The organism is Streptomyces sp. DH10, assembly GCF_029813805.1.
Taxonomy (GTDB): domain Bacteria; phylum Actinomycetota; class Actinomycetes; order Streptomycetales; family Streptomycetaceae; genus Streptomyces; species Streptomyces coeruleofuscus.
On record NZ_JARVKU010000020.1, the window covers coordinates 1 to 24,683 of the forward strand.

Below are 24,683 nucleotides of genomic sequence, written 5' to 3' on the forward strand. Positions count from 1 at the left end.
TGATCAGGCCGCCGGACGCATCGAGGCGGACCAGGGTGTGCTCGTCGGTGTGCTGATCGATGCGCCCGGGCAGGAAGTTGGCAGCGCCGAGGAAGTCCGCCACGAACGGGGTCCTGGGCCGTTCGAACAGCTCCCTCGGGGTGTCGAACTGCTCGATCAGGCCGTTGCGCATCACCGCGATGCGATCCGACATGACCAGGGCCTCTTCCTGGTCGTGCGTCACATAGATGACGGTCAGGCCGAGTTCCTGCTGGATCGCCTTGATCTCCACCTGGAGCTGGTCACGGAGCTTCTTGTCCAGCGCGCCCAGCGGCTCGTCCATGAGGATCACCGGCGGGCGGTAGACCAGCGCCCGGCACAGCGCGACACGCTGCTGCTGACCGCCGGACAGCTCACGCGGCTTGCGGCCGCCGAACCCGGACAGACCGGCGATCTCCAGCGTCTCCCCGACCCGCCTGCGGATCTCGTCCTTCGACACCCCGCGCAGCGTGAGCGGGAAGGCGACGTTCTCGCTCACGGTCATGTGCGGGAACAGCAGGTACTGCTGGAAAACGAAGCCGAGGTTGCGTTTCTGCGGGGCGAGCTTCGTGACATCACGGTCCCCGACGGTGATGGTGCCGGAGTCGGGTTCGCAGAACCCGGCGATCATCATCAGGGTCGTGGTCTTGCCCGACCCCGAGGCACCGAGAAAGGTGACGAACTCCCCGGCCGCGATCTCCATGGACGCCTCGTCGACTGCGACGACGTCCCCGTAGGTCTTGCGCAGGGCCACCACCGACAGCGCTTTGCCCGTCGCGGTGGGCAGGGTGCTGCCGGCCACCTTCACAGATGGTGTGGCGATACCGAATTCAGCCACGAGCCCACTCCAACCAGCGCTTGGTGACGGCGGTTTCGTTCTTCAGCCACCAGTCGATGTCGGTGTCGAAGCCCTCGTCGTAGTACTTCGGCGCACCGGCGAGAGCGTTGCGCTCGTCCTCGGTGAGCTTGGCGTAGGCCACCGGGGAGGACGGGTTCGACGGGAAGGCCTTGGCCAGGGCGGCCTGAACCTCGGCACGCAACGCGAAGTCCATGAGCTGGTAGGCACCGTCCACGTTGGCCGCGCCCTTGGCGATGGCATAGCCCGAGAACTGGCGGCGCATGCCGTTGAGCTGCCGCGCGACCGGGACACCCTGCTTCTGGAGATCGGCGATCCGGCCGTCCCAGACGGTGGACATCGTCACCTCCTGGCGGCTCAGCAGCACACCGGGAAGCGGGCCGCTGTCCCAGAACTTCTTGATGTCACCCCGCAGCCGGGTCAGCACCTTGAAGGCGCGGTCCACATCCAGCGGGTACAGCTTGTCCATCGGCACACCGTCGGCCAGCAGCGCGAACTCCAGCTCCGGCAGGTCACCGTCCGGGCTGACCATCGCGCGGCCGCCCTTGAACGCCTTGGTGTCCCAGAAGTCCGCCCACGACTCCGGCTTGCGGCCATCGAAGGCGTCCGTGCGGTACGCGATGCACTGGCCGTAGAAGCTGTGCCCGATGGCGTGGTCGGTGATCTGGTTCTCGGGGATCTTGGCGCTCTTCAGGCTCTTGAGCCGGCCGGGGTCCAGCGTCTCCAGGGCATCCTGCTTCACGTACTTGTGGTGGGACATCATCGAGTTGTTGATGAGGTCGCACTGCGGGCGCCCCTGCTTGATCTGGGCCAGCAGCGGGGCGTCGTCCAGGTTCAGCACCTTGACGCCGATCCCGGTCTCCTGCGTGAACGGCGTGTAGATCGCCTTCTGCAGGGCCGCGCCGTAGGAACCGCCACTGTCACGGACGACCACCGTCTTGCCGCCCTTCCCACCGGTGCCGGTGGAAGCGCTGCGGCTGGTGCCGGTACCGCAGGCGCTGAGGGCGGTCGCGGCGGCGAGACCCGCCGTGGCTCCGCCGACGCCGCGCAGGAAGAGTCTGCGATCTATACGGGCGTCTCTCATGGTATGCCTCCTGGGGGTGGTGCTAAGGGGAACAGGGACGGCTGGGATGGGGGGCTGGGAGTGGGTCCGTCTCGTCGGATCCGACGCCCGCGCCGGGGGGTCGGGAGGGTGCCGATTCGCGCGTGACGGGGACCCACGAGACGGCCAAGGCGGCCGGTTAGGCGCCGGGACGACGGTGAGGCCGTGCACCCCGTAGAAGATCCGACCGTCGGGCGGGGCGTGGACCGTGTGCTACCCGCCGCCGGCCGGGTCGATGATGCGGCGGTGGACATCGCCCCCTCGGCCCGGCACTTCGAGTTCTACGCGGGCGTCGCCGACAAGCTCAGCGGGGTTCTTCGGGGCTGTCCGTGCGGGGGCGTGAGCGACGTGTCAGATGCCGAGCATGGTGTTGAGGTCGTCCAGGGACTTCACCGGCACGTAGTCGTAGCCGTGCGTCACCGGGTCATAGCCGCGGTCCAGCAGGATGAGGTTGCGGAAGCCCATGTCGTGCATCGGCATCAGGTCGTAGCGGGTGTGCGAGGAGACGTGCACGAAGTCCTCGGGGGAGGCGTCGAGCTGGTCGAGCATGTACTCGAACGCGGCGTAGCGGGGCTTGTAGAAGCCCGCCTGTTCCGCCGTGTAGACCGCGTGGAAGTCCGCCCCGAGCCGGGGCACGCTCTCCTCCAGGAAGGCGTCGTCGGCGTTGGAGAAGATCACCAGCTTGTAGTTCTCGCTCATCTTCTTCAGCGGCTCCGGCACATCGGCGTGCGGGCCCCAGCTGCGGACACCGTCGGCGAAGCGCTTGCCCGCGTCGGGAGCGGCCTTCACACCCCACTTGCGGCAGACCCGCTCGAAGGAGTCATGCAGCACCTGCTCGTAGGAGTAGTACGCGCCGCGGACCTGGTCGTAGCGGTAGCCGCGGAACTCCCGGACGAACTGGTCCCACTGCCCGGCGGGAATCTGGTCGCCGACGAGCTCTCGCGTGATGGGGGTGATCGGGTACTCGATCAACGTGCCGTAGCAGTCGAACGAGACGTACTTCGGGCGGAATTGAAGCGAGGGAATGGGCATGAGGGTCTCCTGTCTTGGCTTGGGGGAACTGGATACGGCCGGCGCATGCCCTTCCGGGCATTCCCATGACAGAGATGTCGGGGGTGAGGGGCGATGCCGTCGGCATCGCCGGGGATCAGGCGGCGGTGCCGGCTCCGGCCGGTGCGAGGAAGCCGATGGGATGGTCCGTGGTGCCGTCGAGTGCCAGGTCGGCGGCGATCTCGCCCATGGCGGGCGAGAGCTTGAAGCCACTGCCGGAGAATCCGGCCATCACGACGATGTCGTCCTCGCCGGGGAGATGACCCACGAGCGGGTTCCCGGAGGCGGTGTAGCCCTCCATGTAGACCGACAGCCTGATGGGGTCGGGGTTCAGATCGGGCATCAGCTCGCCGATGAGCTCGCGGAAGGTGGCGAGTTCCTCCGGGCGGACCGTGCGGTCGAGCCGTTCGGGATCGGGTACCGGCAGGTAACGGGCGAAGGAGAGACCGAGCTTGACGGAGATGCCGTCGGGTGACGGGAGCCCGTAGCAGTCATGGGGTGCGCTGCGTACGAAGGCGGGGGCGCCGCCCGCGAACCAGTCGTGGCGGGTGGGGATGTGCCAGGAGCTGATCAGCCGGCGGATGTCGACGGTCTGCGGAAGGTCCGGGAGCAGGGTGTTGATCCAGGGGCCCGCGGTCACCACGGCGGTGTCGACGTGGTCCGTGCCCTGGTCGGTGACGATGTGCACGCCGCCGCCCGCCGCGGGGGCGATCTCCCGCACCGGGGTGTAGCGGTGCAGCCGGGCGCCCAGCTGTTCGGCGCGGGCGGCGGCTGCCTGGACCGACGCCTCGGGCCTGATGATGGAGCCCATCCGGTCGAGGACGGCGGTGTGCCCGTCCGGGAGGCGGTGCTGGGGGTAGCGGCGGGAGAGTTCCTCCCGGTCCAGAACCTCGTGGTCCAGCCGGTGGGTTGAGCTGGCGGAGAGGAGGAGACGCATCGACGGCGATGCGGTCTCGCCCATCACCAGGCAGCCGCTGCGACGCCGCAGTGAGGAACCGGTTTCGCGCTGGAGCCGGTCCCACATCCGGTCGGCGAGCCGCAGCAGCGGGATGTACCCGGGGTCCCCGAGGTGCACTGCGCGGAAGATGCGGCTCTCGCCGCCGGCCGCGCCGCGATCGTGCCCCGGGGCGTACCGGTCGTAGCCGATGACCTCGGCTCCGCGAGCGGCCAGTCGCCACATGACCTGGCTGCCCATACTGCCGGCACCGATCACGGCAACGCGCTTCGGGATGCGCATGAGGTCGCTCCTTTCGCCGGGTGCGGCCTGGGTGTCTCAGTGGTGCCCCGGCACGGTGGGGACACCGTGCGGACCCTTCCGATTCGGGCCCTTTGGGGATGGCGTTCACTCTCGACCCCGGCGAATACGCAGGTCAACCCACACTCTGTTCCGCCTCGGGCCCTTATCGAGACGAAGTGTCACGGCGAGCGGGCCGACCACGGAAAGTAACCCTGCCCCTCTTGTCACGGTGATGTGCCGGTGCGAAGGTGACCCCCACCCCCGGATGAAAGCACTCCCTATGCCGCCCAGACATCCCGCAACCGGACACTTCCCGACCATCACGGAGGTTCTGAGCCTCCCGGTGCTGGCCGAGGGGATGCCGCGCGTGCTGGCCGGTGAGTCACAGCTGGACCGTGGAGTGCGCTGGGTGCATGTCACCGAACTGCTCAACCCCGCGGATTTCCTCGAGGGCGGCGAGCTTGTCCTGACGACCGGCATGCCCTATCCCGAGGACGCCTCCGAGCTGTGCGGCTACGTCGACCAGCTCGCCGACGTCGGCGCGGCCGGCCTGATCGTGGAGCTCGGTTACCGGTACCGGAAGGTGCCCGACGAGCTGGTGGCGGCCTGCCGTGCCCGTGAGGTGCCGCTGGTCGAGCTGGCCCGCGGCGTCCGGTTCATCGACGTCACGCAGGCGGTGCACGCGCTCATCCTCGACGCCCATGGGGCGCTGCTGCGCCGCGGCAGGGACATCCAGGACATCTTCACCGCCCTGACGCTGCGGGGCGCGGCCCCCGAGGAACTGGTTCACACCACGGCCGAGCTCACCGGGGCCCCCGTGGTGCTGGAGGACCTCACCCACCGGGTCCTGATGTGTGAACTGCTCGGCCGGCCGTACGAGCCGGTGGTGTCGGCCTGGTCCCGGCGTTCCCGGGCCACCCCGACCCCGGAGAAGATCACACCCAGCGGCCCGGAGGGGTGGTTGATCGCGCCCGTGCAGGACCACCAGGGGCCGTGGGGGCGGCTGGTCCTGCTGGAGGGCCGGCTGAACCCGGAGCCCGACCCGGAACACGTCCTGGTCCTGGAGCGTGCGGCGGTCGCCCTGAGCATGGCTCGGCTGGCCGGGCCGGCCTGGTGGGAGCGCCGGGCCCACCGCTCGGTGCTGCGGGACCTGTACGAACGGCGTTTCCGCTCCCCCGCGGACGCCCGCGCACGCGCCGAGGCACTGGGACTGCCGACCCTCGGGCACCGCCTCTTCGCCGTGGTCATCCGCCATACGCACACCGGCACCGGGGAACACCTCGACGAGCGGATCGCGAAGGCGATGGCGCAGACCGGCATCCGCGCCCTGGTCGGCGAGACGGCCCCGGGCCGGATCGGCGTACTCCTCGCCCTGGCACAGGCCAGCGCCTGGCAGCCGGTCGCCGAGCGGATCGGCCGTCTCTGCCGCGAGGAGCTCGGCCCGGAGGCCGTCGTCGCCGTCGGCCCCGGCGTGACCGACCTCTCCGGGATCGCCCGGTCGTGGCAGGAGGCCGAGCAGACGGCCGAGGCCATCACGCCCGCCTCACCCGACCGCTGGTTCTACGTCCCCGCCGACGTCCGGCTGCCGGAGCTCCTGGGCGTGCTGCGGGAGGACATCCGCCTCCAGCGGTACGCGGAACGGCAGCTCACGCGTCTCATCGAGCACGACGACCGCAACGGCGGCGACCTGCTCCCGGCGCTGCGCGCCTATCTGACGGCGGCCGGGAACAAGTCGGTCGCGGCGAAACAGGCCGGCATGTCCCGGCAGGCGTACTACCAGCGCCTCCACACCATCGAACGGCTCCTCGGCTGCGATCTGGAGTCGGGCCTCCAGTGCACGTCCCTGCATGTCGCGGTGCTGGTGCTGGACGCGCGGGGAGCGGCGGCGCCCGGCACGTGACGAGGTCAGGTGCCGCGCAGCGCCTTGCCGGTCGCGCCGAGTGAGCCGGTCAGCCGTCCGTAGTCGCCGGATCGTGCCCTGCGAGCGGCCCCCCTCCGTCCTCGTCGAGGACGACCGCTTCGCCGCCGCCTTCGAGGAGTTCACCGGGCGGCTGACGGACAACTGTCGCAACGAAAGGCTGACCCGGGCTCTTCTCCCACCTCGCCCTGGTAAAGCAATCACATTGCCTGCATACTTGCACAACCCTCACGGAGGAAGATCTCTGCCGAAATGACGATCCCGTAGCGAATAGACGGGACCCGAAGCAGGGAAGCGCATTCCGCGTGAATCCGCCCTCCCCTACCGCCTCGCGCCCAGATCCACAGGAGGAAGAGGGTGAGAGAACACGGAATCGATCGCAGAGCATTCCTGAGGGGCGGCGGAGCCGCGGCAGGCGTCGCCGCCCTTGCCCTCACCTCATGCGTGCCCCGCTCCGACCAGGGCACCACCAGGACCAAGAGCAGCGGACCACTCGTCGTCCGCGACATCGGCGGCACGTACGGGGCGGCGAACCGAAGGGCCGTCTACGACCCGTTCACCAGGGAGACCGGGCTTCAGATCGAGGTGGTGAACATCCTGCACGAGCGGATGATCGCCCAGATCAAGGAAGGCCGCCCCCGGTTCGATGTCATGGACATCAACATGACCCACTTGGCGCTCTTCAAGCAGGAGGGGCTTTCAGAGGAGCTCGACTACGACCGGCTGAAGCACGCGAGGAATGCCGGCATCGCCGAGTCCCTGTTGACCTCTCACGGCGTGGGAAAGAACTATTGGGCCAGCGTCCTGGCATACCGTGCCGACGCCTTCGGCGGGAAAAGGCCGGAGTCCTGGGCGGACTTCTGGAGCACCGGGCAATTCCCGGGCAAGCGCGCGTTGCAGGGCTCGCTGGACTGGCCGGAGCTGGAGTTCGCCCTCCTTGCCGACGGCGTGCCGCTCGACAGGCTGTACCCCCTCGACGTGGACCGTGCCTTCGCGGCCCTCGACGACATCAAGGACTCCTTGCCGACGTTCTGGGAGAGCGGCGCCGTACCGGGCGAGCTGCTGGACCGTGAGGAAGTCGTGGCCTCCAGCGTCTGGAACGGCCGCGTCCAGAATCTGGTCAAGGACGGTTCCCCGCTCGCGTACGCGTGGAACGGTGCTCGCAGGCAGAGCAACGGCTACGGCATTCCCAAGGGCGCGGCGAACCCGGAGGCCGCCTACCGGCTCATCGACTTCGCCCTGCGGCCCGAGGTACAGGCCCACTTCGCACGGATCCACCCCGAGGGCCCTGTCGTGCCGGCCGCCTACGCACACCTCTCCGAGACCGCCGCCGCGCACCTGGCGAGCTCTCCGGGACACCTGCGGTCCGGCTTCGACCTGGACGTCGAGTGGTGGGTCGAGAACGGAGATGCCCTGACCAAGCGCTGGCAGGCGTGGGCACGCGCCTGAGCCCGAGGCACAGGGAGCGGTGAAAGGCAGGAGGGATATGGCCACTCGTTCTGGTCGGCTCAGGGTGTCTCGGTTCCGCCCGTACAGCGGGTACAGCGGACCGCGCTCGACCGCCCTGCCCCGGGTGCGCAGCGTCGCGGGCCAGGTGTTCCTGCTCCAGTTGGCGATCATGGTTCTGTTCGCCGCGGCCGCGGGCGTGGCCCTCGTGTTCCAGGCCCGGAGCGCGAGCATGCAGGAGGCCCGGCAGCTTGCCTTCGGAGTCGCCCAGGCCTTCGCGCATGCCCCGGGGACGCTGGAGGCCATGAAGTCCGACAACCCCCGTGTCCCGATGCAACCGCGTGCGGAGGAAGCCCGTGAGGAGTCCGGGGTCGACTACGTCGTCGCGTTCGATCCGAACGGCTTCCGCTGGACCCATCCGGACCCGGCACTGATCGGGAAGCACATCTTCGCGCTGCGCGAAGGCGCCGCGGCCGACAGGCCCTTCACCCAGACCTTCGAGGGCAGTCTCGGCCTCTCCGTGGACTCGACGGTCCCCGTCTACGACACCGGCGGGAAGACCATCGTCGGCTTCGTGTCGGCCGGCATCACGGTCGACAGCGTGGACGAGGTGGTGCAGGGCCAGCTGCCGCAGCTGCTCGGTTTCGCCGGCGGCGCGCTGGTGATCTCGGCCGGTGGGACGGCGCTGGTCTCCCGGCGCCTGCGGCGGCAGACCCACGGCCTGGACCCGTCCGAGATGACCCGCATGTACGAGCACCACGACGCGGTGCTGCACGCAGTGCGGGAAGGGGTGCTGATCATCGGAGGTGACGGACGGCTCCTGCTGGCCAACGACGAGGCGCGGCGGCTGCTGGCGCTGCCGACGGATGCCGAGGAACGCCGTGTCACCGACCTGGGCCTGGAAGATGGCACCGCCCGGCTGCTGGGATCGGGCCGGGTGGCCACCGACGAGGTGCACCTGGCCGGCGACCGGCTGCTGGCGGTCAACATGCGGCCGGTCGGCCCCGACGACGGCCCGGCGGGCAGCGTGGTCACGCTGCGCGACACGACGGAGCTGCGGGCCCTGGCGGGCCGGGCGGAGGTGGCGCGGGAGCGGCTGCGGCTGCTGTACGAGGCGGGGGTGCGGATCGGCACCACGCTGGAGGTGACGAGCACCGCGCAGGAGCTGACCGAGGTGGCGGTCCCCCGGTTCGCGGACGCCGCCACCGTCGACCTGCTGGACCCGGTCCTGCGGGGTGAGGAGCCTGCCGGGCCAGGCTCCGAGATGCGCCGCGCGGCGGTGCACGGCGTCGAGGGAGCCCGGACGCTTCACCCCGTCGGGGAGCTGATCCGTTTTGTCCCCACCTCGCCCATGGCCGTCGGCGTCGAGCGCGGCCACGCCGTCCTGGAGGCAGACCTGGCCGCCTCCGGGGACTGGATGGCGGCCCAGGACCCCGTCCGCGCCCGGCGCGTCCTGGAGCACGGCTTCCATTCCCTGATCACCGTGCCGCTCCAGGCGCGCGGCGTCGTGCTGGGCATGGCGAGTTTCTGGCGCTCGGAGGCCCCTCCCTTCGAGGAGGAGGATCTTGCCTTCGCCGAGGAGCTCGTCGCCCGGGCCGCGGTGGCCATCGACAACGCCCGCCGTTACACCCGCGAGCACGCCCTGGCCGAGACACTCCAGCGCAGCCTGCTGCCCGGCTCCCTGCCCGACCACTCGGCCGTGGAGGTCGCCCACCGCTACCTGCCGGCTCTGGACGGGGTCGGCGGCGACTGGTTCGACGTCATCCCCCTGCCCGGCGCCCGGGTCGCGCTGGTCGTCGGCGACGTGGTCGGGCACGGCCTGCACGCCGCTGCCACCATGGGCCAGCTGCGCGCGGCGGTGCACACCTTCTCCGCCCTGGACCTGTCCCCGGACGAGCTCCTCGGCCACCTGGACGAGCTGGTCGCCCGGATCGACGGCGAGGAGAGCGCTGAGCGGGACGACAAGGGCGTCACGGGAGCCACCTGCCTCTACGCGGTCTACGACCCGTCCTCCGGGCAGTGCTCGCTGGCCCGGTCCGGGCATCCGGAGCCCGCCCTGGTACACCCCGACGGCACCGTGGAGTACCTGCGGGTGCCGGGCGCCCCGCCGCTCGGGCTGGGCGGCGGGGAGCCCTTCGAAACCGCCGAAGTCACCTTGCCCGAGGGGTCCAGGCTGGTCCTGTACACCGACGGGCTGATCGAGGACCGGGAAAGCGGCATCGACATCGGCCTGGAAGCGCTGCGCGATGCCCTGGCACGCCCCGGCCGGACTCCGGAGGAGACCTGCCGGGACGTCTTCGACACCCTGCTTCCGGCCCACCCGGGCGACGACATCGCCCTGCTCGTAGCCCGCACCCACCGGCTCGATCCCTCCCGGGTCGCCGAATGGGACGTGCCGGGCGATCCCGCGGTCGTCGCCGGGATCCGGGCGGACGTCACCCGTCGGCTGGAAGCCTGGGGGCTGGACGAGATGGCCTTCACCACCGAGTTGGTGATCAGCGAGCTGGTCACCAACGCCATCCGCTACGGCACCGAGCCGATTCGGCTGCGGGTGCTGCACGACCGCGACAGCCTGGTCTGCGAGGTCGCCGACGGCAGCAGCACCTCACCCCACCTGCGTCGGGCCGCCACCACCGACGAGGGCGGACGAGGTCTGTTCCTCGTCGCCCAGTTCTCCCAGCGGTGGGGCACCCGCTACCTGGCCCGCGGCAAGGTGATCTGGACGGAGCAGTCGCTCCACGGCCAGGCATCCGACGCCGACGGAGCCACGGCCGACACACTGCTGGACCAGTGGGACGAGGCCTGGTCGACGTGACGACGGGGTTCAGTGGCCGGTGACGACACCGGACAGTTCGTTCGTGCTCTTCGGCAGGGTCACGGAAGTGACCTTCTTGCCCGTTTCGATGTCGATGGCGTGCAGCTTACGCTTGCCCGGCTCGGAGACGTACGCGGTGTGGTCGCGGACGAAGAGGGTGGGCCGGGGCTGCTGCCAGTCCAGCGGCTCCTGCCACTCGTCCACGACGGGGATCCTCTTCTCCACCTTGCCCGTTTCCGGGTCGATGACGTGGAGATTGCCGTTCGTGCCCAGGAGGAGGGCTTCGCCCTGGGGTCCGCGGCCGAGCGAGCGGAAGGAGTAGCTGGTGCCCAGGTCGACCAGGCGCAGTTTCGCGGTCTCGGTGTCGATGAGGGAGATGCGGGTCGGCCGCTCCAGTTCGGCCTCGGGGTCGGTCTTGTAGTCGCCCAGGAGGATGGGCGACGCATCGCTGCCGCTCTGGTTGCCGATGCGGCCGTAGTCGTCGGGAGCGTCGACCTTGGTGAACTTGCCGTCCTTGTAGATGAGGATGCCGTCCTCGCAGCCGATGCCGACGGCTTCGCCCTTGGCCGCGGCCTCGCCGTGGACGCCGGGGCAGTTCTCGTTGCGCTTGATCTCCTTGTTGTTCTTGTCCAGGACGAGGGCGCCGGTGCGCTTCTCCTCGGTGCCGATTGTGCTGAGGAGTTCGCCGTTGCTCAGTTCGATGGCGACGCCGTGGTGCGGCTCGGCGGAGGTGTAGCTGCGGCCTTGCGGTTTCTTGCCGCCCGCGAGGTCGTCGGGGTCGAAGACGTCGACCTCGCCGGTGCCATCGGTGAACAGGACCGTCTTGCCGGCGTGCCGTACGACGTGTCCGGGCTTGGCGCCCTTGTACTCGACGCCGGTGAAGGTCTGTTCGGCGGCGTTCAGGACGCGGAAACCGGAGTCGGTGGAGACGATGACGTGATCGTCGTCTCCGGCGGGGTTGAGGCGGTTGAAGCCCGGCAGTTCGATCGTGCCGGCCGGCTTCAGGCTCTCGCCGTCCAGGACGTACAGCCCGCCGTCGAACGTGGCGACCAGCGGGTCCTTGACCGCGACGGCCTTGGTGCCCGCGGCGTTCTTGGCCTTCGTGTCGGTGGAGGAGGCCTCTCCTGCGCAGGCGGTCAGGACGGCGGAGGCCGCCAGGGCGAGGGCCGTGCCCGTGAAGGTTCTGTTGCGTATGGACTTGTTCACCGGGGTGTTCCTTTCTGGCCGCGCGGGCGCGGCGTCGGGGTGTGGGTGCTGCTGCTGGACGGTCGATCGGCCGGGAGCCATGTGAGGGGACGCGTTCAGGCGCCGGTCAGGCCATCTGTCATGGCGGTGGTGTTGGCGCGCATCATCTGCAGGTAGGTGCCTGCGCCCTTGCCCTTTTCGGTCAGGGATTCGGAGTAGAGCTCGACGACACGCGTCCGGTCGCCCAGCTCCGTGCGCAGGACCTCGGCCAGCCGCTTGGGCTGGGAGGAGTCGGCGAAGACGGTGCGTACGCCCGCCTTGCGCATGGCCTCGGTGAGCGAGCGCAGGTCGGAGGAGCTGGGCGAGGCCAGCGTCGTACCGCTCGGGATCACCGCGCCGACCACCCGGAAGCCGAAGCGTTCGGCGAGGTAGCCGAAGACGTGGTGGTTGGTCACCAACGCACGCCGTTGTTCGGGGATGCCGCCGAGGGACTTCTCCATCCAGGTGGTGAGGTCGGCGAGTCGGCCGTCGTAGCGCTCGGCGTTGTCGCGGATCGCGTTCTGGTCGACGCCGTCCACGTGCTCGACCACCTGGTCGGCGATCAAACCGACGGCCTTACGCATGCGGTTGGGGTCGGTCCAGAAGTGCGGATCGGGCTGCCCGGCCTCCTCCTCGGGGCCCCCGTCGTCGTGCGCCTGGAAGGTGAGGGGATCCACCGCCTTGCCGGCCTCGAGAGTGGCCACCCCGGACTCGCGGGCGGCCTCCACGTGCCGCAGCACGTTCTCCTCCAGGCCGAGCCCGTTGAAGACCACGAGGTCCGCACGCTCCAGTTCGGCGGCCTGCACGGCCGACAGGCCGAAGGAGTGCGGGTCGGCGTTCGGCTTCATCAGCACGGTGACGTCGGCCTCGTCGCCGACGATCTCCCGGGTGACGTCACCCAGGATGTTCGTCGTCACGACCACCCGGGGCCGGTCGTCGCTGCTCGCACAGCCGGTGCCGGCACCGGCCAGGGCGAGGGTGAGCAGGGCCAGCAGGAAGGTGCGCAGCCGACGCGCCTCTTGCGTCTGTCTCGTCATCGTCCGGTCTCCACCATCAGGGCCGGCTCGATGTCCAGGTCGAAGGTGCGCGCGACGCGCAGGTTGTCGTTGTAGTCGATCTCGTACACGCGTCTGCCCTTGGGGTCGTTGAGGTAGGCGCGGCTGCGGTCGACCTCGATGACCGGTCCCGCGTTCCCGTCGGTGCCGGCGGCGGAGGCGCCCGTCAGGAGCGGCTTGGTCCGGGTGACCTGCCTGCCGGTGGCGATGTCGTAGCCGTGGAGCGATCCGTCGGTTCCGAGGACGATCAGGACCGAACCCTCGCCCGCCGTGTTGGCCGAGACCACCGGACCGGTCCTCACCCGTGTCCACGTGCGCTCGGTGACGTCCAGGACCCACACGGCCCGGTCACCGGCCGGCGCCGTGAGCGTGTCGCTGCCCGGCCGGTACCGGAAGGCCGTGGCGCGATCCTTGCCGGGTACGTCGTCGCGGTACGGGATCTTGCTGGTCGTGAACGCGCCGTCGGCCTCACGGACGAGCAGGGCACCGTCCGCGCAGCCCAGGACGACTCCGCGCCGGGTGACGGCATCGCCCCGCGGGTCCTGGCACTCCGTGTCCGGCGACGCGACGCGCTTGCCCTCACGGTCGTACACCGCGAGCCGCGCGGCGTCCTGCCCGTTGTCCGTGAGGCTGAGCAGGTGTTCCGCGTACGGCACGGCAGGGCCCGCGTGTGTCCCGGGGAGCGTGCGGGGCGAACCGGCCTTGCCCTTCTCCAGTTCTGCCCGGCGGTAGATCGTGGCGCGGCCGTCCTCGTCGGTCACCGCGGTCACGGCGGCGTCGCTGCGGACGCGAGTGCCGGGCCCTCCGGGCAGCCGGCCCACGTCACGTATGGCTGCGCGGTAGTAGTGGACGTGGTCGCCGTGATCCACCGTCCAGGCGCCGACGTCGAGGACGTGCGTGCCGCCTGAGGTGTGGAAGTAGCCGAACCGGCCGTCCGTGGCGAGTTCGGCGGTGCCTTTCCTCCGGGACACCTCCTGCGTCTTTCCGGTGATCAGGTCGAGTACCCGGGTGTCTCCTGTGCCCGGGTCGTTGAGCAGCAGCCGCGACTGCTGCTCGGCCTTCTCCTGTGCCCCCTCGACGTATCCGTGCGGAGCGGATGCGGAGGCGGTGGACTTCGGGGTGGACACGTCGTCGTTCCGGCCCGCGCAACTCGTGGTGAGCAGGGAGACGGCCACGAGCGTGGCAGGAGCCCAGGGAATGACGTTTCTTCGGACGAGCAAGGGGATCGCCTCAGATTCTCTTCAGTCGGTTGCCGTGGCGTGGACGCCGACGAAGCGCGCACGCCGGTGGCGGCGGAGACCGGATGCCAGGTGGGAGAGGAAGAACAGGCTCACCGCTAGGGCCGAGACGGTCGCGCCGGCCGCGGTGCTCAGATGCCAGGACAACAGCAGACCGCAGAAGGTGGCGGTGATGCCGAGCAGCGCCGCGAGGGCCATGACACCTCGCACACTGCGCGCCCAGGGCAGCGCGGCCGCCGGCGGGGCGATGAGCAGGCCCAGCACCAGCAGCGTCCCCACGATGTGGAAGGAGGCGACGATGGCCAGCGCCAGCAGGCCGAGCAGCACGGCGTGTGCCAGGCGGGGACGCAGGCCGAGCGTCCGGGCCTTGCGCGGGTCGAAGGCCAGGGCGAGGAAGGCCCGGTGGCCGAGGGCCGAGACGACCAGTGCCAGCAGCAGCGCCACACCCAGCAACACCAGATCCTGCTCACGGACGGCGAGGACGTCACCGAACAGGAACCCGGTCAGATCGACCGCGAAGGACTGCGAGCGCGACACGATGATGACGCCGAGGGACAGCATCCCCACGAACAGCAGACCGATCCCGGTGTCCTGGGACAGCCTCGGGGTGCGGCCGAGGGCGGTGACACCGGCGGTCATGACGACCGCGCTCAGCACCGCCCCGACCAGCAGGTTGCCACCGAGCAGCGCGGCGAGCGCGACCCCGGGCAGCAGCCCGTGGGACATGGCGTCACCCAGGAAGGCCATCCCCCTGAGCACTACCCAGGTACCGGCCAGTGCGCAGATCACCGACACCAACATTCCGCCCCATAGGGCCCGTTGCACGAAGGTCACCTCGAAGGGACCCGTCAACCACTCCATGCGGTGGACATTACAATGAAAATCATGTTCAAAAAATCCCCGTCTTTCGCCCATTCCGAGGACAGGACGTCCCGCGTTCGCCTCGCCAAGATCTCCGCCGGTTACCCGGGCCGTCCCGTCCTCCATCAACTTGACGTGGAGATACCGGCGTTGACGACCACGGCGCTCGTCGGCCCGAACGGAAGCGGGAAGTCCACCCTGCTCGGAGTACTGGCCGGAGTGATCCAACCCACATCAGGCGAGCTCCACCACGCCGGCAACCGGCCGCCGGCGTTCGTCCCGCAGCGCGGCGCCGTCGGTGACGCACTGCCGCTGACGGTCAGACAGACGGTGGAGATGGGGCGCTGGGGCGAACGCGGACCGTGGCGCCGGCTGACCCGGCAGGACCGCGCCACCGTGGACACGGCCATGGAACGACTGGGCATCGCCGACCTCGCCACCCGTCAGCTCGGGGAGCTGTCCGGCGGGCAGAGACAGCGCGCCCTGATCGCCCAAGGACTCGCCCAGGAGTCGGACCTGCTGCTGCTGGACGAACCGACCACAGGCCTCGACCCCGAGGCGAGGGAGCGCATCGGGGCGCTGCTGACCGAGCTGGTCGCCGACGGAGTGACGGTCGTCCAGGCCACGCACGACCTGGAAGCCGCACGCTCGGCGGACGCCTGCCTCCTGCTCCGCGACGGTCACCTGGCAGGACAGGGGGACCCCGAGCAGTTGCTCACGGCCTCGACGCTCGCCCGGATCTGGCAACCGGCGTGATGCGACTCCGGCAAACGATGTGACGCGACCGCCCTCCGGCTGCTCGGCCACCTCGGATACCCGGGGAATCCGAGCCTGTCCTGGACGCCTTCGGTCAGCGCCGCACCCGCGGCATTCCCAGCCCGATCCACGAGATGATCTCCCGCTGGATCTCGTTGTTGCCGCCGCCGAAGGTGAAGATGACCGCCGAACGGTAGCCGCGTTCCAGTTCGCCGTGCAGGACCGCGCCCGCCGAGCCCTCCTTCAGGGCGCCGGGGGCGGCGACGATCTCCATGAGCCAGGCGTAGGCGTCGCGTCGGGCCTCGGAGCCGTACACCTTGACGGCGGAGGCGTCCTGCGGCGTGAGGGTGCCGTCCTGGACGGCACCGACCATCCGCCAGTTGAGCAGCTTCAGCGCGTCCAGCCGGGCGTGGGTCCGGGCCAGGAGGCGGCGGACCCAGGGCAGATCGGCGACGCGGCGGCCGTCGGCGAGCTTGGTCTCCATCGCCCAGCGCTGCACGTCGTGCAGGGCGCGAATCGCCATGGTGCCGTGGGCGGCCAGGGTCACGCGTTCGTGGTTGAGCTGGTTGGTGATCAGCCGCCAGCCCTGGTTCTCGGCGCCGACCCGGTGGGAGACGGGGACGCGGACGTTCTCGTAGTAGCTGGCGGTGGTGTCGTGCGAAGCGAGGGTGTTGATGAGGGTGCAGGAGTAGCCGGGGGCGGTGGTCGGCACCAGGAGCATCGTGATGCCCTTGTGCGGCGGCGCGGCCGGATCCGTGCGGACCGCCAGCCACACCCAGTCCGCCGTGTCGCCGTTGGTCGTCCAGATCTTCTGTCCGTTGACGACGTATTCGTCGCCCTCCACCACCGCACGGGTCCGCAGTGACGCGAGGTCGGTGCCCGCGCCGGGCTCGCTGTAGCCGATCGCGAAGTCGATCTCACCGGAGAGGATCCTCGGCAGGAAGTAGGACTTCTGCTCGTCGGTGCCGTACCGCATGATCGTCGGGCCGACGGTGTTCAGCGCCATGAGCGGCAGCGGGACGCCGGCCTGGGCGGCCTCGTCGAAGAAGATGAACTGCTCCATCGCGCTCAGGCCGCGCCCGCCGTACTCCTTCGGCCAGCCCACGCCCAGCCAGCCGTCCGCGCCGAGCCGCCGGATGGTCTCGCGGTAGAACCGCTTCTGGGCGGCCGGGTCGCCGTGCCGGGCGTACGCGTGGTCCGGGACCAGTTCGGCGAAATAGGCGCGCAGTTCGGCGCGCAGCCGCTGCTGCTCGGGCGTGTATTCGAGGTGCACGGCGCCTCCAGGCTCCCAAGGCCGGTCCTGTCGGCGCACACCGTAGAACGTGTTACAGAAATTGGGAATGGGCGAGGGATGGGGAACGGCTCCTCAGTTCAGAGTCGTCTCCTCAGTTCTCCTCTGTTCAGCGTCGGCTCCTCAGTTCAGCGTGGCGAGGAAGTCCGTGCACGCCCGTGCGCAGGCACGGCACGCCGCCGCCGAGTCCTCCGCCCCCGGCTGCCGGTCGAAGACGTGCGCTGCCTCCAGGCACACGGTCCGGCACCACTCCACCTGGACGCGGATGCTGGTCTCGTCCACCTGGTTCTGTTCGGACAGCACACGGCAGGTCGCGTCGCAGACCTCCGCGCACATGATGCCCTTGCGTCGTACGAGTTCCTGGTTCTCGGTGCCGTCGGGATCCACGAGGCTCGCGCGCAACGCGCACGCCCGGGCGCACTCGGTGCACGCCTGGGCACAGGCGAAGCGGTCCTCCAGGAACCGGAACAGCTCCTGCTGGGATGTCGTCACACCGCGCGGGTAGCCCCGCCGATGCCGGTCAAACCCGGTGTCGGCAAGGGTTCCGTACGGTTTTCCGGCTCCGCCCGCCGGGCACCCGGCAGGCCCGGGAACGACGACGCACGGAGGTGAGTCACATGCCCGGGCGAGAGGAACTTCCGTCGACCCTGGAGCGCTCCGCCGAGGAGGCACAGCGCACCTGGATCAAGGCGCACGACTCGGCGGTGGAACAGTACGGCGAGGGCGAGCGCGCGCACCGCGTGGCCTTCGGGGCGCTGAAGCACACCCATGAGAAGGTCGGCGACCACTGGGAGCGCAAGGAGGGCGGCCGCAAGGCCCCGTCGGACCCGCGGTCGGCCCGGCCCAGGCAGCAGGGCGGCCGCAGCGGCGAGGGCGTCGACGAGCGCGCCTCGAAGGAGCACCTGTACGACCTCGCGAAGCGGCTGGGCGTCGAGGGGCGGTCGCGGATGTCGAAGGCGGAGCTGCTGGACGCCGTCCGCAAGGAGAACCGGTCGAAGACCCGGGCCGCACGGTCGGGGTGAGCAGGTTCACGGCGACGACCAAGGGTACTCGCGAGCCATGAATACCGCATGGATGGAGATGGCCGCGGGCGGGGACGCCCCCGGCTTCGGGTTCGTCGTGACGGGTCTGGCGGTCGTGGCCCTGCTGCTGGGCGCCTTCATCCTGGGCCTCCGGCACAAGCGTCGGCGCCCGCCGCGCCCAGACGAGCAGCCCAGGCTCCCCGACGGGGGTCCCGTCCGGGAGGCGAGGGAGCGGAGGGAGCCCGACGAGGTGCCCCGGGGCCAGGGTCGCCTGACGCCGCACGAGCTGAAGGCACACGGCAACCAGAGCGACCGCAGGAGCGCGACCCAGGAGCGTCCCCGCTGGAACGAGGGCAGCAGCGGCTCGTTCGGCAGCGGCGGTCCGGGCGGCCGCTGAGCCCCCCGCCCCGCGGCACTCCCGCTCCGTACCCCACGTCGTACGTGAACCGTCATACGTGCACGTCGTACACGCCGTACACAGGGAAGTGAGAACCATGGCCGATCCCGCCCGCAACACCCTGCCGCTCCCGGACTACGACCACCTGCCGATCGGCGGCCTGGAGAGCCGGGTGCGGTCGCTGTCCGCGGACGAGGTGGAGGAACTGCTGGCGTACGAGCGGTCGCACGCCGACCGGCTGCCGGTGACCGAGCTGCTGGGATCCCGTCTCGAGCAGCTGCGCGAGGGCGCGGAGCCGACGTCCGGGGACCCGGGTGCCCTGCGTCCCGAGTCGGGCGAGGGGCACGGAGGCTCGCCGGTGTCGCCCGCCACGTCCCCGCAGCCGTTCAGCCCGCCGCCGCACGGCACCCCCGACCAGCGGGGCAAGCCGAAGGGCGACCGCACGTAGGCGTCACCGCCGGACAGAAGGGCCCGTGCCTGTGCACGGGCCCTTTTCAGGTGCGCACCCGACACGTCCGGCGCGCACGCCTTGCACGCGCGCCCACACTCACACGACTCTGAGTGAGGTGGATCACAGCCGGTGAGTGCAGCGTGATGGGGGGCCCAGCGTCTTTTCAGTGGTGTAGGGGGTCACTGAGACGCGGGACGGTGGGGATGGAGCAGGTTCGGGCGGACGGCTTCGACGAGTTCGTGGCCGCCCGTTGGTCGGCGCTGCTCCATGTCGCGCGGCTGCTGACGGGCGGCGACCGGCAGCGGGCCGAGGACCTGGTGCAGGAAGCGCTGGTGAAGCTGTGGTTCGCCTGGCCGAAGGTCGCCGAGCAGGCTCCGGAGGCGTACGTCCGCACGGTGCTGGTGCGGATGGCGGCGCGCTCGGCGAAGCGGCGCTGGTGGGGTGAGCGTCCGGTGGAGCAACTGCCCGACCGGGCCGATCCGGGGGACGTGTCGTCCACCGTGGCGGAACGCTCGCGGCTGGAGGCCGCGTTGGCCCTGCTGTCCGCCAAGCAGCGGGCCGCGGTGGTGCTGCGCTACTACGAGGACCTGCCCGAGGCCCAGGTCGCCCAGGCGCTGGGCTGTCCGGTGGGCACCGCACGGTCCCACACGTCACGCGGAGTCGCACGGCTCCGCCAGATCCTGTCCGACGCCGTCAGGCCCGTGGGGTGAAGGGAGAAGCGATGGACGACTTCGAGCGGGACCTGTCGCGGCTGCTGCGCGACACCCAGCGGCACACTCCCTACGAGCCCGAACACCGGCAGCGGCTGCACGCGGGCATCCGCTCCCGCCGCAGGGCGCGGCTGCTGTGGAAGGCGGGCGGCTCCGCCGTGGCCGTGGCCGGGCTCAGCATCGGGCTCGCCCTGCTGCCGAACATGCTCACCAGGGCCCAGCCCGCCGATCACCGGCCGCAGCCCGCGACGAGCCCGACCCCCTCGCAGACCGGCGAGCCCACATTCGACTCCCCCACCCCCAGCACGACTCCGACCGAGCCGGAGCCGTCCGCACCGGCGACCACGACCGGCGGCAGCACGCTTCCCGGGGGCCCGAGCACGACGATCAGCCCCACGCCGACCGCCACGGCCTCCGAGACCCGGACCACGTCGGCACCCCCCACGCCGCCCCCTTCCCCGACGCCCACGACGGCTCCGCCGTCCGCCCTGGAGGAGACGCAGGAGCCTTCCGCATCGGCCACCGAGTAGCCGCCTGAGCGGCCATACGTCAGGGGCGGCGACCGCCTGGGCGGCCCCGCCCGTCGGGGCGACCGCCTGACCGCGGCCCGACCCGTCAGGGGCGTCAGCGCCCCGCATCCGTCACCGCACCACCGCCACGGGCGCCTTCGGCATGCCCCGAACCGGCGCTCGCGTACGTCCGGCGCCAGAAAGAGACCGTGAAGCAGCCATGAGAACCGCACGGCGGCCGGCCCTGGTCGACCGCCCGCCGACCGAGCTGTCCGCGTTGCCGTGCCGGGCCCCGCTGCCCGCGCACCACCCGGACCCCGTCCTCGACGTCGTCGTCCCCGTTTTCAACGAGGAGAACGACCTGGAGCCCTGCGTCCGGCGCCTGCACGCGCACCTCACCGAGACCTTTCCCTACCCCTTCCGGATCACCATCGCCGACAACGCCAGCACCGACCGGACCCCGTGCATCGCGGCCCGGCTGGCCTCGGAGCTGCCCGGCACGGACTGGATCCGGCTGGCCGAGAAGGGGCGCGGCCGTGCGCTGCACGCCGCCTGGTCACGCTCGGGCGCCCCGGTGCTGGCGTATCTCGACGTGGACCTGTCCACGGACCTCGCGGCGCTGCTGCCGCTGGTCGCGCCGCTGATCTCCGGGCACTCGGACATCGCCATCGGCACCCGGCTGGCGCGCGGTTCGCGGGTGGTGCGCGGGCCCAAGCGGGAGATCATCTCCCGCTGCTACAACGGTCTGCTGCGCTCCACGCTCGCCGTGGGTTTCTCCGACGCACAGTGCGGATTCAAGGCGGTGCGGCGGGACGTCGCCGAGCGGCTGCTGCCGCTGGTGGAGGACCGCGAGTGGTTCTTCGACACCGAGTTGCTGGTCATCGCCGAGCGGGCGGGACTGCGGATCCACGAGGTGCCGGTGGACTGGGTGGACGACCCGGACAGCCGGGTGCACATCGTGTCCACGGCGCTGGCCGACCTGCGCGGCATGGCCAGGCTCGGCCGGGCCCTGGCCCGCGGCCGGCTGCCGCTGTCCGCGCTGCGCCGCAGCGGCGGCGACCTCGCCCCGGAGCTGCCGGCGGGCCTGGCCCGGCAGCTGGTGCGCTTCGCCGCCGTCGGGGTCGCCAGCACCCTGTGCTACCTCCTGCTCTACACCACACTCCGGCCCGTCACGGGAGCGCAGGCCGCCAACGCGCTCGCGCTGCTGGCCAGCGCGGTCGCCAACACCGCCGCGAACCGGCGGCTCACCTTCGGGGTGCGGGGCCGGGGCGGTGCGCTGCGTCACCATCTCAAGGGGCTCGTGGCCTTCCTGGTCGGGCTGGCGCTCACCAGCGGTTCACTGGCCGCCCTCCACCACGCCGCCCCCGGGGCCGGACACCGGCTCGAACTCGTGACGCTCGTCGCCGCCAACCTGGCCGCGACGCTGCTGCGCTTCCTCCTCTTCCGGGCCTGGGTCTTCCCCGCCCGCCACGACGCCCGTCCCACTCGCCGTACGACAGGATCCTCATGAGCACCGTCGAGCTGCGCCGACCGCCGACCGGCCTCGACACCCCCGAAGTCCCCCGGGGCTCCCGGGAGTTCCGCCCGAGGCTGCGCGAGGCCGCCGGGCGCTACGGACCCGTGCTGCTGACGTACGGGGTGCTGAAGCTGGCCGGCTTCGCCGTCTTCATGTATCTGCTGGACTCCGCGGGCGACTTCCGCAAGAAGAACCCGCGATTCGGCGGCGGCGAGCATGCCTGGGACGTCCTGGCCAGCTGGGACGGCTGGTGGTACCAGCAGATCGCCCAGCACGGATACGACCCGGCCCTGGAACCGGTCCCGGGGGCGACGGGCCTGATCACCCTGGAGGGCAACTCGGCGGCGTTCTTCCCGCTGTACCCGACGCTGATGCGGCTGGTCTCGGAGTGCACCGGGCTCGGCCTGTACGGCGCCGGCATGACGGTCTCCGTCATCGCGTCGTTCGTCGCCGCCCTCGGCATCTACGCCGTGACGACACAGCTGGGCGGTCACCGGGCCGGGCTGGTCGCGGCCGGGCTGTGGGCCGTCTGGCCCGGTTCGGGCACGGAGTGGTCGGGCTACTCGGAGTCCCTCTACACGGCCCTCGCCGCATGGACCTGCCATGCCGTCATGTCCCGCCGCTGGCTCACCGCCGGTCTGCTGACCTGCGCTGCCGGGCTCTGCCGGCCCACCGCCGTCGCGCTGGTCGCCGCCCTCGCCGTCGCCGCGCTGCTGTCCCTGCGCCGGCGGGCGGACGGGATCAGGCGTGCGGACGCGATCAGGCGTCCGCTGGCCGCCGTGGCGATCGCGCCGCTGGGCCTGCTCTGCTACCTCGCCTGGGTCAACTACCGCATGGGCGACATCAACGGCTACTCCAAGCTCCAGGACGGCGCCTGGGCCCACAAGTTCGACTGGGGAGTCCACTCGTTCGACGTGCTGACGTCCATCCCGGTCGGGCACTTCGACTACCTCTTCGCGATGCCCTTCCTGGACGTCATCGGTGTCTGCGTGGTGCTGACGGTGCCGGTGCTGACCGTGCTGCTGCTGCGTCTGAGACCGCCCGCCGTGCTCGTCGTCTACACGCTTGTGTCGTACCTCATGGTGATGACCACCCAGCAGATCTTCGGCAACGTCTCGCGCTATCTGCTCCCGCTCTTCCCGCTGTTCATCCCGCTCGCCCTGGCCATGCGCCGGCTCCACTGGCCGTCCCTCGCCGCCGTGCTCGGCACGGCCGCGCTGGCCTCCGGGTCGTACGCGGGCTACGTGCTCTTCGAACTCGGGGTGCCGTAGAACGGCCTTCGGCCCTCGCGCGACGCCTCCGAAACACTCCCTTCACGCCAGAAGTACGGAGGGGTAACGACCGCTGCCTACCGTGCCTGCCTTGTCAGACCCCAACCCGCAGCAAGGAGGCGTGGCATGAGCAGCGAGCCGCGACTGGCCGAGGTGGCCGAGCCGGAACCCGCGCAGAAGGCGGCACCGGGCGCCGACCAGGCCGTCAAGGAGACGCTCGAGGACTACACGCTGCGCTTCGCGCCGCGCAGTTACCGGCGCTGGACCCCGATGGTGGTGGCGACGACCGCGCTCGGCGGCATCGCCTACATGGCCGACTTCTCCATCGGGGCCGGTATCGGCCTGGCCCACGGGACCGGCAACGCGCTGCTCGCGATCGCCGTCGCCGCCGTCGTCATCTTCGTGACCGGCTTCCCGCTGGCCTACTACGGGGCCCGCTACAACATCGACCTGGACCTGATCACCCGCGGCTCCGGCTTCGGCTACTTCGGCTCGGTCCTCACCAGCGTCATCTTCGCCAGCTTCACCTTCATCTTCTTCGCCCTCGAAGGCTCGATCATGGCCCAGGGCCTGAAGCTGGGCCTCGGACTGCCGCTGTGGCTCGGCTACTTGGTGTCCACGGTCATGGTGATCCCGCTGGTCATCTACGGCATGACGGCGCTGAGCAAGCTCCAGGTGTGGACCACGCCGATCTGGCTGCTGCTGATGGTCGGCCCGCTGGTGTACCTGGTCGCCACCGACCCCGGGACCGTCGACCGCTTCCTCGCCTACGCGGGCACCGACGGGGACGGCGGCGTCAACACCGCCTCCGTGCTGCTGGGCGCGGGCGTGTGTCTGTCGCTGATCGCGCAGATCGGCGAGCAGATCGACTACCTGCGCTTCATGCCGCCCAAGACCGAGGCGAACAAGCGGAGTTGGTGGACGGCCGTGGTCATGGCCGGCCCTGGCTGGGTGGTGCTGGGCGCGCTGAAGCAGGCCATCGGCGTGTTCCTCGCGGTCTACATCATCGCCGAGGTCGGCCCCACCGCCGCACCCGAGCCGATCCAGCAATTCAAGCACGCCTTCGACGCGATGATGCCGTCCTGGATCGTCCTCCCGCTGGCCGTGGCCCTGGTCGTGATCAGCCAGATCAAGATCAACGTGACGAACGCGTACTCCGGCTCCCTCGCCTGGACCAACTCCTTCACCCGCGTCACGAAGCGCTACCCGGGCCGGATGATCTTCGTCCTGGTCAACCTGGGCTTCGCGCTCGTCCTGATGGAGGCCGACATGTTCAGCTTCCTCAACAGCATCCTGGGCTTCTACTCGAACTGCGCGATCGCCTGGGTGGTCACCGTGGCCACCGACATCGGCATCAACAAATACGTGCTGAAGCTCTCCCCGCACGCCCCCGAGTTCCGCCGCGGCATGCTCTACGCCGTCAACCCGGTCGGGGTCGTGTCCTTCGTCGCCGCCTCCGCGCTGTCCATCGCCATGTACTTCCACGGACTGGGCGACACGCTCCAGCCGTACTCCCCCGTCGCCGCCGCCGTCATCGCGTTCGTCCTCACCCCGCTGATGGCCGTGGTCACCAAGGGCAGGTACTACCTGCGCCGCACCGACGACGGCATCGCCGAGCCGCTCCTGGACGAGGACGGCAACCCCAGCGCCGTCACCTACGAATGCCACGTGTGCCGACAGCGGTTCGAACGGCCGGACGTGGCCGCCTGCCGGACGCACGACGCGGTCGTCTGCTCCCTCTGCCTGAGCACCGACAAGGTCGGCGACCACGTCCTGCCGGAGGCACCCGCCGCCGTCTGACAGCCGTGGGGCGGAGGGCGCGAGGCACTTGCGCCCCACGGCACGCTCACCGCGGCGACTTCGCCGCCGGCCTCCGGTCGGTCTCGGACGCGCTGGGAGGGGGCGGCCTGGCGCACCGGGCGGCATACTGATCTCGGCTT

General features: G+C 70.6%; 22 protein-coding genes. 12 read left to right on the forward strand and 10 right to left on the reverse strand.

Translation table 11 applies throughout. The features are described from left to right. From QC385_RS32530 to solA, 4 genes are all read right to left on the reverse strand, one after another. Nucleotides 1-856: ABC transporter ATP-binding protein (locus tag QC385_RS32530; RefSeq protein WP_279544944.1), on the reverse strand; the 856-nt coding region annotated here is incomplete at its 3' end. Beyond that, a complete protein-coding gene (locus QC385_RS32535; RefSeq protein WP_279544945.1) occupies nt 849-1,958 on the reverse strand; it encodes an ABC transporter substrate-binding protein in 1,110 nt (369 codons plus the stop codon). The genes QC385_RS32535 and QC385_RS32530, both read right to left, overlap by 8 nt. 369 nt (nt 1,959-2,327) lie before the next feature. Beyond that, the gene (locus QC385_RS32540; RefSeq protein WP_279544946.1) at nt 2,328-3,008 is read right to left on the reverse strand and encodes a haloacid dehalogenase type II; all 681 of its coding nucleotides are present in this window, start codon (nt 3,006-3,008) and stop codon (nt 2,328-2,330) included. 115 nt (nt 3,009-3,123) lie between these two features. Beyond that, nucleotides 3,124-4,263: an N-methyl-L-tryptophan oxidase gene (gene solA / locus QC385_RS32545; RefSeq protein WP_279544947.1), complete on the reverse strand. Its 1,140-nt coding sequence runs from the start codon at nt 4,261-4,263 to the stop codon at nt 3,124-3,126. A gap of 265 nt (nt 4,264-4,528) precedes the next feature. Here solA and QC385_RS32550 point away from each other — a divergent pair, with 265 nt between their 5' ends. The 3 genes from QC385_RS32550 to QC385_RS32560 all read left to right on the forward strand — a co-directional run bounded on the left by QC385_RS32550 (nt 4,529) and on the right by QC385_RS32560 (nt 10,442). After that, complete coding sequence (locus QC385_RS32550; protein WP_279544948.1) at nt 4,529-6,163, forward strand: PucR family transcriptional regulator; 1,635 nt, start codon at nt 4,529-4,531, stop codon at nt 6,161-6,163. Nucleotides 6,164-6,538: 375 nt separating this feature from the next. Next, nucleotides 6,539-7,630 (forward strand): extracellular solute-binding protein, encoded by a 1,092-nt coding sequence (locus QC385_RS32555; RefSeq protein ID WP_279544949.1) that lies wholly within the window; start codon nt 6,539-6,541, stop codon nt 7,628-7,630. A gap of 37 nt (nt 7,631-7,667) precedes the next feature. After that, nucleotides 7,668-10,442: a SpoIIE family protein phosphatase gene (locus tag QC385_RS32560; RefSeq protein ID WP_443033052.1), complete on the forward strand. Its 2,775-nt coding sequence runs from the start codon at nt 7,668-7,670 to the stop codon at nt 10,440-10,442. Between the two features lie 9 nt (nt 10,443-10,451). Here QC385_RS32560 and aztD read toward each other — a convergent pair whose 3' ends face one another. From aztD to aztB, 4 genes are all read right to left on the reverse strand, one after another. Further along, nucleotides 10,452-11,648: a zinc metallochaperone AztD gene (gene aztD, locus QC385_RS32565; protein ID WP_279544950.1), complete on the reverse strand. Its 1,197-nt coding sequence runs from the start codon at nt 11,646-11,648 to the stop codon at nt 10,452-10,454. Between the two features lie 95 nt (nt 11,649-11,743). Further along, the gene (gene aztC / locus QC385_RS32570; RefSeq protein ID WP_279544951.1) at nt 11,744-12,703 is read right to left on the reverse strand and encodes a zinc ABC transporter substrate-binding protein AztC; all 960 of its coding nucleotides are present in this window, start codon (nt 12,701-12,703) and stop codon (nt 11,744-11,746) included. Then, nucleotides 12,700-13,941, reverse strand: coding sequence for a hypothetical protein (locus QC385_RS32575; RefSeq protein ID WP_279544952.1), 1,242 nt, complete (start codon nt 13,939-13,941; stop codon nt 12,700-12,702). Before QC385_RS32575 ends, aztC begins: the two co-directional genes overlap by 4 nt. Before the next feature lie 21 nt (nt 13,942-13,962). After that, complete coding sequence (gene aztB, locus QC385_RS32580; protein WP_279544953.1) at nt 13,963-14,820, reverse strand: zinc ABC transporter permease AztB; 858 nt, start codon at nt 14,818-14,820, stop codon at nt 13,963-13,965. A gap of 15 nt (nt 14,821-14,835) precedes the next feature. On the opposite strand from aztB, the gene aztA reads away from it, so the two are divergent. Then, on the forward strand, nt 14,836-15,576 hold the full coding sequence (gene aztA, locus QC385_RS32585; RefSeq protein WP_279544954.1) for a zinc ABC transporter ATP-binding protein AztA: 741 nt from the start codon (nt 14,836-14,838) through the stop codon (nt 15,574-15,576). Between the two features lie 94 nt (nt 15,577-15,670). On the opposite strand, the gene QC385_RS32590 is transcribed toward aztA, so the two are convergent. Both QC385_RS32590 and QC385_RS32595 read right to left on the reverse strand, forming a co-directional pair. After that, the gene (locus QC385_RS32590) at nt 15,671-16,849 is read right to left on the reverse strand and encodes an acyl-CoA dehydrogenase family protein (RefSeq protein WP_279544955.1); all 1,179 of its coding nucleotides are present in this window, start codon (nt 16,847-16,849) and stop codon (nt 15,671-15,673) included. Between the two features lie 141 nt (nt 16,850-16,990). Next, nucleotides 16,991-17,359, reverse strand: a complete 369-nt coding sequence (locus QC385_RS32595; protein WP_059423021.1) for a ferredoxin — start codon at nt 17,357-17,359, stop codon at nt 16,991-16,993. Nucleotides 17,360-17,484: 125 nt separating this feature from the next. Between QC385_RS32595 and QC385_RS32600 the strand changes: the two genes are divergently transcribed. The 8 genes from QC385_RS32600 to QC385_RS32635 all read left to right on the forward strand — a co-directional run bounded on the left by QC385_RS32600 (nt 17,485) and on the right by QC385_RS32635 (nt 24,543). Further along, a complete protein-coding gene (locus QC385_RS32600; protein ID WP_150478596.1) occupies nt 17,485-17,889 on the forward strand; it encodes a ChaB family protein in 405 nt (134 codons plus the stop codon). Between the two features lie 37 nt (nt 17,890-17,926). Continuing rightward, entirely contained in the window at nt 17,927-18,286 is a 360-nt protein-coding gene (locus tag QC385_RS32605; protein ID WP_279544956.1) for a DUF6479 family protein, read from the forward strand. A gap of 97 nt (nt 18,287-18,383) precedes the next feature. Further along, on the forward strand, nt 18,384-18,734 hold the full coding sequence (locus QC385_RS32610) for a hypothetical protein (RefSeq protein WP_010044117.1): 351 nt from the start codon (nt 18,384-18,386) through the stop codon (nt 18,732-18,734). Between the two features lie 206 nt (nt 18,735-18,940). Next, nucleotides 18,941-19,447, forward strand: a complete 507-nt coding sequence (locus QC385_RS32615; protein ID WP_279544957.1) for a SigE family RNA polymerase sigma factor — start codon at nt 18,941-18,943, stop codon at nt 19,445-19,447. 11 nt (nt 19,448-19,458) lie between these two features. Then, on the forward strand, nt 19,459-19,977 hold the full coding sequence (locus tag QC385_RS32620) for a cellulase (protein ID WP_279544958.1): 519 nt from the start codon (nt 19,459-19,461) through the stop codon (nt 19,975-19,977). A 199-nt stretch (nt 19,978-20,176) separates the two neighbouring features. Beyond that, nucleotides 20,177-21,466, forward strand: coding sequence for a bifunctional glycosyltransferase family 2/GtrA family protein (locus QC385_RS32625; protein WP_279544959.1), 1,290 nt, complete (start codon nt 20,177-20,179; stop codon nt 21,464-21,466). Next, entirely contained in the window at nt 21,463-22,743 is a 1,281-nt protein-coding gene (locus QC385_RS32630; RefSeq protein WP_279544960.1) for a hypothetical protein, read from the forward strand. Before QC385_RS32625 ends, QC385_RS32630 begins: the two co-directional genes overlap by 4 nt. A 126-nt stretch (nt 22,744-22,869) precedes the next feature. Continuing rightward, nucleotides 22,870-24,543 carry a purine-cytosine permease family protein gene (locus tag QC385_RS32635; RefSeq protein WP_279544961.1) on the forward strand — a complete coding sequence of 558 codons (1,674 nt, stop codon included), beginning with the start codon at nt 22,870-22,872 and terminating at the stop codon, nt 24,541-24,543. The last annotated feature ends 140 nt before the right edge of the window (nt 24,544-24,683 follow it).

Bases quoted from the DNA above. Each gene is read 5' to 3' on its own strand.
- QC385_RS32535 (WP_279544945.1), bottom strand. From the start codon at position 1,958: ATGAGAGACGCCCGTATAGATCGCAGACTCTTCCTGCGCGGCGTCGGC.
- QC385_RS32540 (WP_279544946.1), bottom strand. From the start codon at position 3,008: ATGCCCATTCCCTCGCTTCAATTCCGCCCGAAGTACGTCTCGTTCGAC.
- solA (WP_279544947.1), bottom strand. From the start codon at position 4,263: ATGCGCATCCCGAAGCGCGTTGCCGTGATCGGTGCCGGCAGTATGGGC.
- QC385_RS32550 (WP_279544948.1), top strand. From the start codon at position 4,529: ATGAAAGCACTCCCTATGCCGCCCAGACATCCCGCAACCGGACACTTC.
- QC385_RS32560 (WP_443033052.1), top strand. From the start codon at position 7,668: ATGGCCACTCGTTCTGGTCGGCTCAGGGTGTCTCGGTTCCGCCCGTAC.
- aztC (WP_279544951.1), bottom strand. From the start codon at position 12,703: ATGACGAGACAGACGCAAGAGGCGCGTCGGCTGCGCACCTTCCTGCTG.
- aztB (WP_279544953.1), bottom strand. From the start codon at position 14,820: ATGGAGTGGTTGACGGGTCCCTTCGAGGTGACCTTCGTGCAACGGGCC.
- aztA (WP_279544954.1), top strand. From the start codon at position 14,836: ATGAAAATCATGTTCAAAAAATCCCCGTCTTTCGCCCATTCCGAGGAC.
- QC385_RS32600 (WP_150478596.1), top strand. From the start codon at position 17,485: ATGCCCGGGCGAGAGGAACTTCCGTCGACCCTGGAGCGCTCCGCCGAG.
- QC385_RS32605 (WP_279544956.1), top strand. From the start codon at position 17,927: ATGAATACCGCATGGATGGAGATGGCCGCGGGCGGGGACGCCCCCGGC.
- QC385_RS32610 (WP_010044117.1), top strand. From the start codon at position 18,384: ATGGCCGATCCCGCCCGCAACACCCTGCCGCTCCCGGACTACGACCAC.
- QC385_RS32615 (WP_279544957.1), top strand. From the start codon at position 18,941: ATGGAGCAGGTTCGGGCGGACGGCTTCGACGAGTTCGTGGCCGCCCGT.
- QC385_RS32620 (WP_279544958.1), top strand. From the start codon at position 19,459: ATGGACGACTTCGAGCGGGACCTGTCGCGGCTGCTGCGCGACACCCAG.
- QC385_RS32625 (WP_279544959.1), top strand. From the start codon at position 20,177: ATGAGAACCGCACGGCGGCCGGCCCTGGTCGACCGCCCGCCGACCGAG.
- QC385_RS32630 (WP_279544960.1), top strand. From the start codon at position 21,463: ATGAGCACCGTCGAGCTGCGCCGACCGCCGACCGGCCTCGACACCCCC.
- QC385_RS32635 (WP_279544961.1), top strand. From the start codon at position 22,870: ATGAGCAGCGAGCCGCGACTGGCCGAGGTGGCCGAGCCGGAACCCGCG.